The sequence below is a fragment of the Undibacterium sp. RuTC16W genome (assembly GCF_049339445.1).
Classification (GTDB): domain Bacteria; phylum Pseudomonadota; class Gammaproteobacteria; order Burkholderiales; family Burkholderiaceae_D; genus Undibacterium.
Genome location: NZ_JBMPPE010000003.1, coordinates 244,573 through 258,627, shown reverse-complemented (window position 1 = coordinate 258,627; position 14,055 = coordinate 244,573). Strand labels below are relative to the sequence as shown.

Genomic DNA, 14,055 nt, shown 5'->3' with positions numbered 1-14,055 from the left:
AAAGAGACGGAAGGAGACTTTGCGCTTCCCTACGCTGGCATTATCCAGATCAGGTTCAAGGGTATTTCTCACCTGCAAGAGACGATCTGAACATATCATTATCGTCAAACAGGACCCCTAGCGAGGCCATCATTTTACTACGAATCCAGATAGTCGCCGGATTCAGGTACAGGCCGGCATGCTAATTCCAGTGTTCTGCGTATTTGAGATGCGCAATTCAGATGTCAGGCGGCTGTCAGGCAGGTTGTCGTTTGAAGGTATGACGTAATCCTTCGACGGAGTACACGACCAAGGCAGTCCAGATCGCAATAAAGCCAATTAATCTGTCGCCGCTGAAAGGCTCATGATAAAGATAGACGCCAAGCACTAATTGAATTGACGGCGCGATGTACTGCAATAAGCCCAGGGTTGCCATCGGTATGCGGCGTGCACCGGCAGCAAACATCAGGAGAGGAATCGCCGTAATCGGTCCTGCGGCCAGCAATAAGGATTGAGTGCTTGTTGTGCCACTGAGAAAAGCATTATGCCCTTGTAGGGTGAGGTAGCTGAGGTAAGCAAATGCAAACGGAAATAAAATAAAAGTTTCCAGCGATAACCCCTCTAATGCACCTAGCGCAGCGGTCTTGCGCAACAAGCCATAAATACCAAAACTGATTGCCAGAGACAAGCCGATAACCGGTGGATGCCCTGCTTGCACCGTCAGCCAGATGACGCCGCAGGCAGCGAGTGCGACAGCGATCCATTGACCTATACGCAGCCGTTCACGCAGTAGTACAAAGCCGAGTAAGACATTTACTAGAGGCGTCATGAAATACCCGAGGCTGGCATCGACGACTCGGTCGTTATTGATTGCCCATATGTAGATAAGCCAATTTACGGAGAGCAGTAAGGCACTTGCCGCAAATCCTGCAATCAGTTTCGGCTGGCTCAATAAGTTGCTTAGCCATGACCATTGTTTGCGAACTGCCAGTACTGTGACGAGAAATACTAAAGACCATAGCATTCGGTGCAACAGGATTTCCAGAGCAGGAACGCCATGTAATGATTTGAAATAAACCGGAAATAAGCCCCAGATGATATAAGCGGATGCTGCTAAGAGTATGCCTTTGCGCATGAATGTACGATCAAGTGAGGAGATTGCAGTGTCCAAAACCAGGAGGCAGAGCGCTGCAGTATCCAAAACTCTGGACAATTGCGATGACACCGAAGAGTTGACATTATCGCAGCAATTCGGGGAGCGTGTCCTGATCTCAGTCAATTCAGCGGTGCACTCTTGCGTTTACCCGCTTTGTCCCAACTTGGAACTTAGTTGGAAATCACTATGTTGGTGAATCGCTGTTGCCGGATCCGTTATGGCACCGCGCTATCAGGAGTATGTTGTGAATGCCTTACCTTTAATCTTTTTTCTGGCGTTGCTGGCTATTACCATGTTGGCCGCAGTATATTTGCCTGCGTATTTGTTAAAGCGCGCAGTACAGCAGCCGTTTCCATCGCATTATGCGAAGATTTTGCGTAAAAATATTCCGGTGTACTCGCGCATGCCGGCGGATGTCCAGCTGCAATTGAAGCGACTGATCAAGCAATTTTTATATCAGAAAAAATTTATTGCCTGTGACGGCCTGCAGATGTCGGACGAGATTAAAGTCACGATAGCGGGCAGGGCATGCATGCTGCTGCTTAATCGCTCGACGCCAGTTTATCCGGCGTTAAAAACAGTATTAGTCTATCCGGGCCCATTTGTCGTACCTCGACTCGAAACGGGTATTGGCGGCGTGGTCACCCATGCTCATCAAAGTTTGTCGGGAGAATCGTGGAGTGACGGACGTGTGATTGTGGCGTGGGATCATGTACAGCGTCGCGGAGGTGAGCAGGCCGAAGGTCACGATGTCGTACTGCATGAATTTGCGCATCAGCTGGACAGCGAGACAGGGGTAACGAATGGCGCTCCTGCTTTGGGCAGCAAGGCTAAATATGAGAGGTGGTCAAGAATTTTGTCTGAAGAGTTTGCGGCTTTACAGCAGGCGCTTGCGCTGGGTGAGGATACGGTGATTGATCCCTATGGTGCGACTAATCCGGCTGAATTTTTTGCGGTCGTTACAGAAACATTTTTTGAGAAACCTTGGGCAATGGCACGTCGCCATACGGCTTTATTTGAACAGTTCAGGGCGTATTATCAGGTTGATCCGCGCGACTGGAGTTAAGTAAGTGTGATGACGCTTGTATAGCTGCATAGTTCCGCTTCGCATGCTATTCATTTGTAAGAAGCATCGATGAGCAGAGAATGTGCAGCAGAGATTTATTTTGTTCGTGCAGTCGCCAGATGTTTGCAGAGCATTTCGGTGCCATCCAGAATACGAGGACCCGAGCGATTCAGCCAGTCGCCTTTGACTGTGAATAAATGATCCTTCTTGATAGCGGTCATATTGCTAAATTGACGCCAATCTGCAAATACATCTTGCTTGTCGCTGCTGCCGGTAATGATGACATCGGGATTCGCGACCAGTACAGCCTCAGCAGTGACGGTGGGGCTGATTTCTTTGAGTGAACCAAAAATATTTTGCCCGCCGCATAAGCGGATTGCAGCCGACACCATGTGCTGATCATTGAGCGTCATCAGTGGCTTTCGAGCGATCTGGTAAAACACACTGACGGTTTTTTGTTTTTCCGTGAGCAGATAAGTTTGACGTAGTTTTTCTAGCCTGTGCCTAAATTTTTCTGCCGCGATTTTTCCGGTTTCTGCATTACCTGTCAGGATTGCCAGGCGCTCTATCGAGCTGGCGATATCTTCATAATGATGTGGTTCGCTTTCAAATACCGGTATGGCGGTGTCACGTAGTTTATTTGCTAGCGTCTTTGCGTTGCCAGTGCCCCATATCACGATCAGGTCAGGCCTTAAAGCAATGATACGTTCCAGATCGAGTGCAAATACATTACCGATAGGCACGATCTTTTTTGCGGCTTCGGGATAGTCGCTGTAGTCGCTGACGCCGACTATTAATGCGCCTGCACCTGCTTCAAATAGTAATTCTGTTGTGTGTGGTGCCAGACTGATGATGCGCTGAGCTGGCTTGGTCAGCGTAATTTTGCGTTGAGCATCATCGGTTACGCTTACTGAGGCGTGGCTGAACTGGGTGGCCAGCAGTAATGTAAGTCCAGCGATCTTACAGAAGACCCAGTTTGCTCTGGTCATCAGACTTCCAGATTGTCGATTAAGCGTGTATTGCCTAGCTTAGCAGCGGCGACGACAACTAATTCGGCTTTTTGTGCAATGTCACCTGCCGATGGTGGTTGTAAGTCGGCACGTTTGCGCACAGAGATGTAATCAGGTTTCCAGTGGCGATTTGCCAGTTTTGCCATTGCTTGTTTTTCGAGTTCAAAAATATCCAGATGACCCGCACGGATTTCCTGAGCGACCTCATTCAGCGTTTGATACAAAACGGGCGCTTCAGCACGTTCTGATTCTGATAAATAACCATTGCGTGATGACAATGCCAGGCCATCTTCGGCGCGCCAGGTTTCGGCAGCGATGATTTCTGTCGGTAATGCAAATTGCTTCGCCATGTTGCGGATGATCATCAATTGCTGATAATCTTTTTTACCGAAAACGGCGACACGTGGCTGTACACAAGAAAATAGTTTTAGGACGACCGTGGTTACACCGGTAAAAAAGCCCGGACGGAATTCACCTTCCAGAATATTGCCTAAGTCGTCTGGCGGACGCACGCGATATTCTTGCGGCTCTGGATACAGATCTCTTTCAGTGGGCGCGAATAAAACATAGACACCCTCTTTTTCCAGCTTCTCGACGTCAGCTTGAAATGTTCTGGGGTATTTATCAAAATCTTCATTTGGGCCAAATTGCAAACGATTTACAAAAATGGATGCAACAACCGGATCACCATGTTTCTTCGCCAGGCGCATCAGTGATAAATGACCTTCGTGCAAATTGCCCATCGTAGGAACGAAAGCGGTACGTAATTGGCCGCGCAACTGGTCGCGTAATTCTTCAATGGAGGAGATAATTTTCATTGGATGAAGATGTGATATGAGTTGTGAGATGTCTGGATTCTTACCCGTGCCGTTTAGGCAGGAGAGTATGAGAGACGGACATAAATTGGCGCAAATGCTTCAGCCTGCGTGATTTCGATCAGGGTTTCTTTCGCTAATTCGAGAAGCGCAACAAAATTGACGACCAATACCGGTGCGCCTTTTGCAGGATCAAACAATTCTGAAAATTCAACAAATTTGGCTGACTGGAGTTTACGTAAAATCCCCGTCATGTGCTCGCGCACGGAGAGTTCTTCGCGACTGATTTTATGATGCGCAACCAGCGTCGCCCGTTTGAGCACGTCAGCCCAGGCGGCTTGCAGATCGGCGACTTCTACATGTGGCCAGTGCAGCACGGTGTTTTGCTCGATAAATACTTGCGCGTGCAAAAAATCACGACCTAGCTGAGGTACCGCATTCAGATCATAGGCGGCTAGTTTCATTTGCTCGTATTCAAGCAGGCGCCTTACCAGTTCTGCACGCGGATCTTCGGCCTCTTCACCTTGTTGACTCTTGGTACTTGGCAGTAGCATACGAGATTTGATCTCGATCAGCATTGCTGCCATCAACAGGTATTCTGCGGCCAGTTCCAGATTGTTTTTGCGGATTTGCTCCACGTATTCCAGATATTGCAGTGTGACTTGCGCCATCGGGATATCGAGAATATTGAAGTTTTGTTTGCGTATTAAATACAGCAATAAATCCAGCGGCCCTTCGAAGGCCTCTAAAAAAATCTCAAGCGCATCAGGCGGGATATACAGATCATTGGGCAGCTTAAACAGTGGCTCACCATACAATTTAGCAAACGCGAGGCCGTCAACGACATTGGGTGTGCTGTCATTGTCGCCTACGAGAGGTAAATCGGTTGCGGGTAATGTGGCGCTTGCTGTCACAGCATGTCGGGCTTCTTAGCCCTTGTTTTGGTAGACGTAAGCTTGTTGCTCGATGCGCGATTCTTTACTGCGTTGCTGCGTATCCAGGTCTGTCGGTGCTTTATCCCATAGCAGGGCGCGGCCATCACGCTGACTCTGCTCTAAAGCAGGATTTGCCTGCTTGAGGCTTTTGATGAATTGCGTAGCTTCGGATTCGTAGAGCGAAAATTGTTTGGAAAACTTCATGATGTCGCGATCAGCAGGTAAATGAACAATCAAAACCGCATTTTACCCTGTAATCAAGGCGAATTTTGCTTGTTGCGTTGGAATAAGCGGTGATTCTTACTGGGGCATCAAAGATCGTCTTGATGAATCCATTTGGTCAAATGCGGAGGGCGTGCTTGCTGGAGTGCGTCCAGCAATGTCAACGGATCAGCCTCATTGTGCAGCAGAGCGAGATGTTCTTGCTTTAAAAAGCCAGCATTTACGGTGTGCTGCAAAAAATCGACTAAGCTGTCATAGAACCCATGGATATTTAGCAGGCCTAGCGGTTTTTCATGGAAGCCCAACTGTGACCAGGTGAACATTTCAAAAAGCTCTTCGAGCGTGCCGATGCCACCGGGCATGGCGATAAAGCCATCGGACAGTTCCGCCATCATCGCTTTGCGCTCATGCATATTGCTGACAATATGCAATTGGCTCAAACCTGTATGCCCGACTTCCTTGTCCATCAGGGCTTGCGGAATGACGCCGGTAACGTTGCCGCCTAGGCGTAGCACTTCATCTGCAATGATGCCCATTAAACCGACATTGCCGCCACCATAGACCAGTGCAATGTTGCGAGCCACCATCGCTGCGGCTAGTTGCTTTGCCCCTTTTGCATACTCATCCGCCGTCCCGGCAGATGAGCCGCAATAAACGCATAAAGACTGGATCAACCTAGGCATTAATTTTTTTCAGATATTCTTGCGACAGTTTTTCAAAAACATTTTTGGTTTCACCACGCAGATAAGGGCTGATCAGGACGATGACTTGATAGCATCCGCGTGCCAGTGACTCAGACATGGTCTGTAATTCCGTATATTTGCGGGGGTTGCGTACGTATTCGTAAGATAGCCAGTAGGTCGCAACTACCACCATATTCGTCGCGAGGGCATCAATTTCTATGTCGCCAGCTTCAAACTCACCGTCCGCACGTAAACCGTAACAAAGTTCAGTCGCCACCTTGATTTTATGCGTCAGAATTTGTTTGAAATTCAACTCCAGTTTCCGATTTCTTGACAGCAGATCATTCAGGTCGCGATAGAAAAAACGGTAGCGCCAGACGAGTTCAAACGTCAGGTGCAAATAGGTCCAGATGTCCTGAATATTGGCTTTGCGTCCTTCGGGGAAGGCGAGTTTTTTATTAATTTCCTCTTCAAACTGGACGAAAATCGAGTTGACAATGTCGTCTTTATTGCGGAAGTGATAATACAGATTGCCCGGAGAGATATTCATCTCTTCAGCAATGACTGTCGTAGTGATATTGGGCTCGCCAAATTCATTGAATAAGCGCAGCGATAAATCCAGGATGCGTTCCCGGGTGCGACGAGGAGCTTTGTGTTGCATGCCGACTCTCTAAAATTATTTTTTAATAGAATAACATTGAACCGGCAAAGCACAAAAAAATGCGTCAGATTTCTCTATGGGGAATTAATTAGCCTGTCGTGTGTCGGTGCTTAATTTGACTTCCACATGAATCAGGCACGTTTTTGCAAGCTTGTCGTGCAGAAATTGGCCATTTTTATCGAGTTTGATTGTTAGCGCCCATAGAATCACGTTGATTGTGACCGCAGCAACTGCGTACCAGGCTTTCAGTTCAAGCTGATAAGCAATAGCTAAACCCGGTAAAAACCACATCCATGCCAGGCAATAGCGTACGATTGCCTTTATCAGAGGTAACTTAGGCCGTGTGTCGTCGATGACTTTGATGCTCCAGGTTTTCATGGCCAGAGTCTGGCCACTTCTTGACCAGAAAAACGCAAAATACGCGCCGAGAACAAAAAACAGCCAGGCTTCCCGGGCATGTCGCAGAGTCAGTGCATGTCTGCTTTGAGTCCACACATCAAAGATCATTCCCGCTACAAACACTACGCCAAACAGTAGCATTGCCTCATACACCATACAAATAAGGCGGCGACGCAGTGCCGGGGCTGCGGTGGCAGCGGTAGCATTTAGTTGAATCACTTTTATTTAACCGCAGCTTGAGATGCAGGCGCGCTTATCGCCGGAGTTGGCGCGATCTGGCTGACGACCTGTGCGGCTGGCGGGGCTATGACTGCTGGCTGAGGCAAAATCGTTGGTGCTGGTTTCTGAGCAGCTTTGATCGGTGCCAGAGTAGGCGCCTTTCTTTGTGCTTCAGGAGGTAGATTGGTGACACTCTTTTTCTTGTTTGCTTCAGCAGCCAATTGTTTTTTCTGATCTTCGCTGAGTTGCTGATATTGCTGCCATTGAGCGGATTTTTGCTCTGGCTTCAATTGTGTTGTGCGGGCAAAGTTTTCCCGCGCTTCCATCCTCTGTTCCGGAGATAATTTAACCCAGGCGCGCATACGCTCTTGTACACGAACCTGCTCATCTGGCTTCATGAGTGCATATTTATTGGCGATTTCCAGCCATTTTTTTTTGCCCGCTTCGCCCATCTTCGCCCACTCAGGTGACAGCGGCGCCAGAGCTAGTTTTTGAGCGGGAGTGAGTTCTTGCCAGACGGGTTTGCTAGTCGCTACCGGCGTTGTAACTTTATTCGCAGTGACGGGGGGGGCACTTGTAACAGAAGCACCGCCAGCCAAGGCCAGCGGTGACAATATTGCTAATACGAAAGCAAATAGCGACAATTTTTTTGAAACAACCACAGCGGAAAAAGACACTACTACTCCTCTGCTTTGTTTAAATAGGCGCTAAAACCGGTATCCAGGTAGGCATCGGGAGGCAGCTCATCTGCCAGCACGGCAACATCGATGTCGGCGAGATCGCTGATACGACGTTGTTGCTCATATTCATAGATACCCATTAAACCCACAATCAATACCAGCATCGGTAAAGCGACACCGAGTTTGCCTAACCAGGAGTTAGGGCCGCCGAATGAAAATCCGTGAGCGCCTGCCAAAACGCCACCAAAAGCCAATACGGCACTAGGGGAGGATTGCTTTTTGCGTGACATGGCAATTTTTCGTGCATTTGCCAGCCGGTCTAAGGTCGGTGCCGGGAGTCGTTCTGCGGATTCGTTTAATGCATGCCTTACTTTGTAGGCAAAATCCAGATCCTGGGCTTCTCTAGAGTAGTTCATAGTGTTATTCCTTTTGCCTTGAGCGATGCTGCCAGTGCGTGTGTCGCACGCGAACAGTGCGTTTTGACACTGCCTTCCGAGCAACCCATTGCGGCTGCCGTTTCTGCTACATCCATATCTTCCCAATAACGCATGAGGAAGGCTTCTCGTTGACGTGCTGGAAGTTTTTGTATTTCACCATCGATTAAGTTGAGAACTTGCTCGCGCTCTATTTTATCAGCACTGGACTCAGATGCCTCTGTTCCTTCTTCAGAAGCGTAGCTTTCTAGCAAGTCAAAATTATCATCATCCTGATTATTATTTGGTGTAATGCTAGAAAACAGGCTGACCCAGGTATTTCGTACTTTTTCCCTGCGGAAAAAATCGAGGATGGTATTTTGCAGAATACGCTGGAATAAAAGGGGAAGTTCGGCAGCAGGTTTGTCGCCGTATTTTTCGGCAAGCTTGATCATCGACTCTTGTACGATGTCTAATGCAGATTCTTCATTACGCACTGTATACACTGCGTGTTTATAAGCGCGACGTTCTACGCCTTCAAGGAAACTCGATAATTCTTTGTCTGTGGCCATTTCTTGGCAGTAATGATAGGTAACTTTGATAAGGTGATGCTATGACAAAGGAAATTCCTGTGGCAATCTGTTCTTAATTTGGGAAAATGCCGTGAAGTAGTGCGGTTTTTCTCTTTAAAAGTGCGCCCATGCTAGCAAAAAACCTTTTCCATGTCCTGCTATTTTGCAGGAAACCTCTGATTTGCAAGCATTTTATGCTCAAAAACATGGAATTTGTCTTGACCAAAATGGTGCGACGCAGTACCGTATCAGTCCGCCTCACGATCTCGAGGCAATCAATACCTGTTCGAACCGGCTCACAATGCCGTCCTCAACAGGTGCTCTAATGAAGCTGTTTGTTCTGACCCATGCCACAAGCGTGAGAAGTTGTCGTAGTAAAGCCTAAACACTGACTGAACGAGTGCTATAAGCCTCATCTGGAAATATGTCCAACGGATGTACCAAGGATGGCGTGACCGCACAAAAAGGAATGCCAGCTTAAAGCCTAGCCTCGCAAGTTCGACAGGAAAGAACATCCGATCAATCTCCTATGGACCTTGAAAGGAAACGAAAATGAGTTCAGAAACAAATGCAGAAATAACCGGTGCAGAGATATTAGTTAAATGTCTGGCCGAAGAGGGTGTTGAGCATGTGTTCGGATATCCGGGCGGTGCCGTACTCTATATCTACGACGCAATTTTTAATCAGGACAAGTTTCAACATATTCTTGTTCGCCATGAGCAGGCGGCGATTCACGCGGCTGATGCTTATTCCCGTTCCTCACAAAAAGTCGGTGTTGCGTTAGTGACATCCGGCCCTGGCGTTACCAATGCGGTAACTGGCCTGGCGACGGCTTACATGGATTCGATCCCGATGGTGATCATTTCCGGCCAAGTCCCAAGTCACGCAATTGGTCAGGATGCTTTCCAGGAATGCGATACCGTTGGTATTACACGTCCTTGCGTCAAGCATAATTTTTTGGTGAAAGACGTCAGAGATTTAGCGACGACCATTAAAAAGGCATTTTTTATCGCCACAACGGGTCGTCCCGGTCCTGTGTTAGTCGATATTCCTAAAGATATCAGCATGCACAAGACCACCTACTTCTATCCAAAAGAAGTTGAAATGCGCTCCTACAAGCCTGTAGACAAAGGTCACTCTGGCCAGATCCGCAAGGCGGTACAGCTATTGTTACAAGCAGAACGGCCAATGATTTATACCGGCGGTGGCGTAATTCTGGCCAACGCTGCGCCAGAATTAAACAAACTGGTGAATCATCTCGGCTTCCCCTGCACTAACACCCTGATGGGCTTGGGCGCTTTCCCTGCTTCGGATGAAAAATTTGTCGGTATGCCGGGCATGCACGGCACTTACGAAGCCAATATGGCGATGCAACACTGCGACGTGCTGATCGCGATCGGCGCACGTTTTGATGATCGTGTGATTGGTAACCCAAAACATTTTGCGTCAAATCCGCGCAAGATCATCCATATTGATATCGACCCATCGTCGATTTCCAAGCGCGTCAAAGTCGATATCCCTATTGTTGGTAACGTCAAAGACGTATTGCAAGAGTTCTTATCGCAACTCAGCACGGTCGAAACCAAGTCAAACCCGAAAGCGCTGGCCGATTGGTGGAAGCAGATCAATGAGTGGCGTAAGCGCGAATGCCTGAAGTTCCCGACCTCAACTGAGCTCATCAAGCCGCAGTCGGTTGTGCAAAAAGTCTGGGAAATCACCAAGGGTGATGCCTTCATTACGTCCGACGTTGGTCAGCATCAAATGTGGGCTGCACAGTATTACGGATTTGATAAACCGCGTCGCTGGATCAATTCTGGCGGTCTGGGCACCATGGGCGTTGGTTTGCCTTATGCAATGGGTGTGCAAATGGCAAACCCTGATGCGACCGTTGCCTGTATTACCGGTGAAGCGTCAATACAAATGTGTATCCAGGAGCTGGCAACTTGCAAGCAATATCATTTGACGCCAAAAATTATTTTGCTGAATAACCGCTTCCTCGGCATGGTCAGGCAGTGGCAGCAAATTGATTATGGTTCACGTTACTCCGAGTCTTATATGGATTCCTTGCCTGACTTTACTAAACTGGTTGAGTCGTATGGCCATGTCGGCATGAAGATCGAAAACCCTGCGGATATCGATGGCGCATTGAAAGATGCATTCGCCATGAAAGATCGCCTGGTATTTATGAACTTCATTACGGATCAGACCGAAAACGTCTGGCCTATGGTCAAGGCGGGCGCTGGCCTGACTGAAATGTTGCTCGGTTCGGAGGATCTGTAACATGAGACATATCATTTCTGTTTTGCTGGAAAACGAAGCCGGTGCCTTATCACGTGTGGTCGGTCTGTTCTCAGCCCGTGGTTATAACATTGAAACCTTGACGGTAGCGCCGACAGAAGATGCGACCTTGTCGCGGATGACGATCGTCACTACCGGCTCCGATGACATCATCGAGCAAATTACCAAGCATCTGAATCGCCTGATCGAAGTCGTCAAGGTCGTTGATTTGACCGAGGGTGCCCACATCGAACGTGAACTGATGCTGATCAAAGTCAGGGCTGTGGGTAAAGAGCGTGAAGAGATGAAGCGCACGGCGGATATTTTCCGTGGACGTATCATTGATGTCACTGAAAAAACTTATACCATCGAACTGACTGGCAACAAAGGCAAGCTGGATGCCTTTATCGACTCTATCGACCGTACGGCAATCTTGGAAACGGTACGTACCGGTGGTTCAGGCATTGGTCGTGGTGAACGAATTTTAAAAGTCTAAAGCATCAAAAAATAAAGTAACACGCAATATCGACGGGCTTCTCCGGGCGAAAACGTGCCGCAAGGCGCATGAATAGTGCGGATGCTGTTTCAAATAACGGAATTAAATTCAATAATTAAGGATACAAAATGAAAGTTTTCTACGATAAAGATTGTGATCTGTCCCTGATCAAAGGCAAAAACGTAGCGATCATCGGTTACGGTTCGCAAGGCCACGCGCATGCGCAGAACTTGAATGATTCCGGCTGTAAAGTGACTGTCGCCCTGCGTAAAGGCGGTGCCTCATGGGACAAGGCAAAAAATGCCGGCCTGAATGTAGCTGAAGTCAATGACGCAGTCAAAGCTGCTGACGTCATCATGATCTTGCTGCCAGATGAAAACATCGCTCAGGTGTACGCTGAAAACGTCGCCCCTCACGCCAAACAAGGCGCCGTACTGGCATTTGCTCACGGCTTCAATGTTCACTACGGTCAAGTCGTACCACGCGCTGATCTGGACGTCATCATGATCGCCCCTAAGGCACCAGGCCATACAGTTCGTGGTACTTACAGCCAGGGTGGTGGCGTGCCTCACCTGATCGCTGTGTATCAGGACAAATCCGGTTCTGCCCGTGACATCGCCCTGTCTTATGCCATGGCTAACGGCGGCGGCCGTGCCGGTATCATCGAAACCAACTTCCGTGAAGAAACAGAGACTGATTTGTTCGGTGAACAAGCAGTTCTGTGCGGTGGTGCAGTTGAACTGATCAAAGCAGGTTTTGAGACCTTAGTTGAAGCTGGTTATGCACCAGAAATGGCTTACTTTGAATGTCTGCACGAATTAAAATTGATCGTCGATCTGATCTATGAAGGCGGTATCGCCAACATGAATTACTCGATCTCCAACAACGCAGAATATGGCGAATATGTGACTGGTCCTAAGGTCGTAACATCCGCAACCAAAGATGCAATGCGCCAATGTCTGAAAGATATCCAAACAGGCGAATACGCAAAGAGTTTTATCCTGGAAAACAAAGCGGGCGCACCTACTTTGATTTCTCGTCGTCGTTTGACAGCAGAACATCAGATCGAAGAAGTCGGCGCGAAATTGCGTGCCATGATGCCTTGGATTGCTAAGAACAAACTGGTTGATCAATCTAAGAACTAATTCCTGAGATTACTGAATATCATTCAGCATGTGCTCTTAGGCGCATGTAGCTCGAAGACTAAAAATCGCCCGCAGGGGCGATTTTTTTTATTTCTTCAAATCCACCTGAATCGAAAAAATTTACGTGGACGATTTTTAGAGCGCGTTGACATCCCGGATGTTACGCAGCAGTCTTGCATTGGCGTGCATGTTAAAAATTGTCCGGTAATTCGGTCCTGATGAATTTTTATCGCCTGACGCAGATGAATTTCTAGTTAATAGCTGGATTCTCTATGTAACTTCTGACCTGATATTGGAGTAATTTCAGAGGAATACCGGATTTTGGCAGTGTGAAATGGATTTAATTGAGGTCTAATCGCGGTTATACTTTCAGCTTACTTTTATTTTATCGATTAACGCATGTCCTCTTTTAAACGACGTAAGCCCAAGGGTAGTTTTAAGCTTTTTCCACGTGGCGCACGCAAAAATCAACAAACAGAGTCGGGCGGGGCGGAGCAGTCCTATCCTGTTAAAAGAAGGCGCGGCATCTATCTCCTGCCGAATGCTTTTACGACGGCGGCATTATTCTGCGGTTTTTATGCCATTGTGATGGCGATGAATTTACGCTTTGATCAATCTGCATTCGCTATTTTTGCTGCCATGGTGCTGGATAGTCTTGACGGTCGCGTAGCGAGGATGACGAATACACAAAGTGAATTCGGTGCTCAGTACGATAGTTTGTCCGATATGATTTCCTTCGGCGCAGCCCCTGCGTTGGTGGCGTATGAATGGTCGCTCAGGGGGATGGGGAAGCTTGGCTGGCTTGCCGCGTTTGTTTATTGTGCCGGCGCTGCTTTGCGTCTGGCTCGCTTCAACACCAATATAGCCGTTGTGGACAAACGCTATTTTCAAGGCTTGCCAAGTCCTGCCGCCGCCGCATTGGTAGCAGGTTTTGTATTGCTGATGACGGACTTGAATTTCAAAGGAAGTGATTTGAGCTGGAGCGCCTGGTGCATTACTTTGTTTGCCGGATTAACGATGGTGACGAATGTACCTTTTTACAGTTTTAAGGATGTAAATTTACGCCGCTCAGTGCCATTTATTGCGCCATTTCTGATTGTTCTGGCGTATGTTGCTGTCGTCAGTGACCCGCCTAAGGTGTTGTTTGGATTGTTCGTTTTGTATGGATTGTCTGGTTATGTAGTCTTGTTATGGCGCTGGCGCAAGGGGCGTCCCGTGAGTCTGGTGCAGACCACCGTTGAGTCTCACGAAGAAAAATAAATCAGAATATATAGGCAAGAAATAAGCGAGCTGCGCAGTAGGAATACTGCGTAGCTTTTTTCATTTT

16 protein-coding genes and 1 riboswitch are annotated in these 14,055 nt (G+C 48.0%); of the genes, 5 read left to right on the top strand and 11 right to left on the bottom strand.

What is annotated here, in order from left to right; translation table 11 throughout:
- Positions 1 to 9: 9 nt before the first annotated feature.
- A riboswitch (TPP riboswitch) is annotated at positions 10 to 129 on the bottom strand.
- Positions 130 to 235: 106 nt separating this feature from the next.
- Entirely contained in the window at positions 236 to 1,114 is an 879-nt protein-coding gene (gene rarD, locus ACO0K4_RS07920) for an EamA family transporter RarD (protein WP_422956080.1), read from the bottom strand.
- 238 nt (positions 1,115 to 1,352) lie between these two features.
- On the opposite strand from rarD, the gene ACO0K4_RS07915 reads away from it, so the two are divergent.
- Entirely contained in the window at positions 1,353 to 2,201 is an 849-nt protein-coding gene (locus ACO0K4_RS07915; protein WP_422956079.1) for a zinc-dependent peptidase, read from the top strand.
- A 95-nt stretch (positions 2,202 to 2,296) separates the two neighbouring features.
- Here ACO0K4_RS07915 and ACO0K4_RS07910 read toward each other — a convergent pair whose 3' ends face one another.
- From ACO0K4_RS07910 to ACO0K4_RS07865, 10 genes are all read right to left on the bottom strand, one after another.
- On the bottom strand, positions 2,297 to 3,190 hold the full coding sequence (locus ACO0K4_RS07910; RefSeq protein ID WP_422956078.1) for a cobalamin-binding protein: 894 nt from the start codon (positions 3,188 to 3,190) through the stop codon (positions 2,297 to 2,299).
- Positions 3,190 to 4,029 carry a pantoate--beta-alanine ligase gene (gene panC, locus ACO0K4_RS07905; protein ID WP_422956077.1) on the bottom strand — a complete coding sequence of 280 codons (840 nt, stop codon included), beginning with the start codon at positions 4,027 to 4,029 and terminating at the stop codon, positions 3,190 to 3,192. The genes ACO0K4_RS07910 and panC overlap by 1 nt, the downstream gene beginning before the upstream one ends.
- A 53-nt stretch (positions 4,030 to 4,082) precedes the next feature.
- Positions 4,083 to 4,940, bottom strand: a complete 858-nt coding sequence (locus tag ACO0K4_RS07900; RefSeq protein ID WP_422956076.1) for a segregation and condensation protein A — start codon at positions 4,938 to 4,940, stop codon at positions 4,083 to 4,085.
- A gap of 15 nt (positions 4,941 to 4,955) precedes the next feature.
- Positions 4,956 to 5,165 (bottom strand): DUF3460 family protein, encoded by a 210-nt coding sequence (locus tag ACO0K4_RS07895; protein ID WP_422956075.1) that lies wholly within the window; start codon positions 5,163 to 5,165, stop codon positions 4,956 to 4,958.
- Between the two features lie 107 nt (positions 5,166 to 5,272).
- Positions 5,273 to 5,854 carry a TIGR00730 family Rossman fold protein gene (locus tag ACO0K4_RS07890; protein WP_422956279.1) on the bottom strand — a complete coding sequence of 194 codons (582 nt, stop codon included), beginning with the start codon at positions 5,852 to 5,854 and terminating at the stop codon, positions 5,273 to 5,275.
- Between the two features lie 4 nt (positions 5,855 to 5,858).
- Complete coding sequence (locus ACO0K4_RS07885) at positions 5,859 to 6,527, bottom strand: TetR/AcrR family transcriptional regulator (protein WP_262835865.1); 669 nt, start codon at positions 6,525 to 6,527, stop codon at positions 5,859 to 5,861.
- 84 nt (positions 6,528 to 6,611) lie between these two features.
- Positions 6,612 to 7,145 carry an RDD family protein gene (locus ACO0K4_RS07880; RefSeq protein ID WP_422956074.1) on the bottom strand — a complete coding sequence of 178 codons (534 nt, stop codon included), beginning with the start codon at positions 7,143 to 7,145 and terminating at the stop codon, positions 6,612 to 6,614.
- Positions 7,146 to 7,147: 2 nt separating this feature from the next.
- Positions 7,148 to 7,822, bottom strand: a complete 675-nt coding sequence (locus tag ACO0K4_RS07875; RefSeq protein ID WP_422956073.1) for a DUF3106 domain-containing protein — start codon at positions 7,820 to 7,822, stop codon at positions 7,148 to 7,150.
- A 2-nt stretch (positions 7,823 to 7,824) separates the two neighbouring features.
- Positions 7,825 to 8,241: a DUF3619 family protein gene (locus ACO0K4_RS07870; protein ID WP_422956072.1), complete on the bottom strand. Its 417-nt coding sequence runs from the start codon at positions 8,239 to 8,241 to the stop codon at positions 7,825 to 7,827.
- Positions 8,238 to 8,810, bottom strand: coding sequence for an RNA polymerase sigma factor (locus ACO0K4_RS07865; protein WP_422956071.1), 573 nt, complete (start codon positions 8,808 to 8,810; stop codon positions 8,238 to 8,240). The genes ACO0K4_RS07870 and ACO0K4_RS07865 overlap by 4 nt, the downstream gene beginning before the upstream one ends.
- A 552-nt stretch (positions 8,811 to 9,362) precedes the next feature.
- Between ACO0K4_RS07865 and ACO0K4_RS07860 the strand changes: the two genes are divergently transcribed.
- The 4 genes from ACO0K4_RS07860 (at position 9,363) to pssA (ending at position 13,988) form a co-directional block, all read left to right on the top strand.
- Positions 9,363 to 11,090 carry an acetolactate synthase 3 catalytic subunit gene (locus ACO0K4_RS07860; protein ID WP_422956070.1) on the top strand — a complete coding sequence of 576 codons (1,728 nt, stop codon included), beginning with the start codon at positions 9,363 to 9,365 and terminating at the stop codon, positions 11,088 to 11,090.
- 1 nt (position 11,091) lies between these two features.
- Positions 11,092 to 11,583, top strand: coding sequence for an acetolactate synthase small subunit (ilvN, locus tag ACO0K4_RS07855; protein ID WP_422956069.1), 492 nt, complete (start codon positions 11,092 to 11,094; stop codon positions 11,581 to 11,583).
- A 128-nt stretch (positions 11,584 to 11,711) separates the two neighbouring features.
- Positions 11,712 to 12,728, top strand: coding sequence for a ketol-acid reductoisomerase (gene ilvC / locus ACO0K4_RS07850; protein ID WP_422956068.1), 1,017 nt, complete (start codon positions 11,712 to 11,714; stop codon positions 12,726 to 12,728).
- Positions 12,729 to 13,127: 399 nt separating this feature from the next.
- On the top strand, positions 13,128 to 13,988 hold the full coding sequence (gene pssA / locus ACO0K4_RS07845; RefSeq protein ID WP_422956067.1) for a CDP-diacylglycerol--serine O-phosphatidyltransferase: 861 nt from the start codon (positions 13,128 to 13,130) through the stop codon (positions 13,986 to 13,988).
- The last annotated feature ends 67 nt before the right edge of the window (positions 13,989 to 14,055 follow it).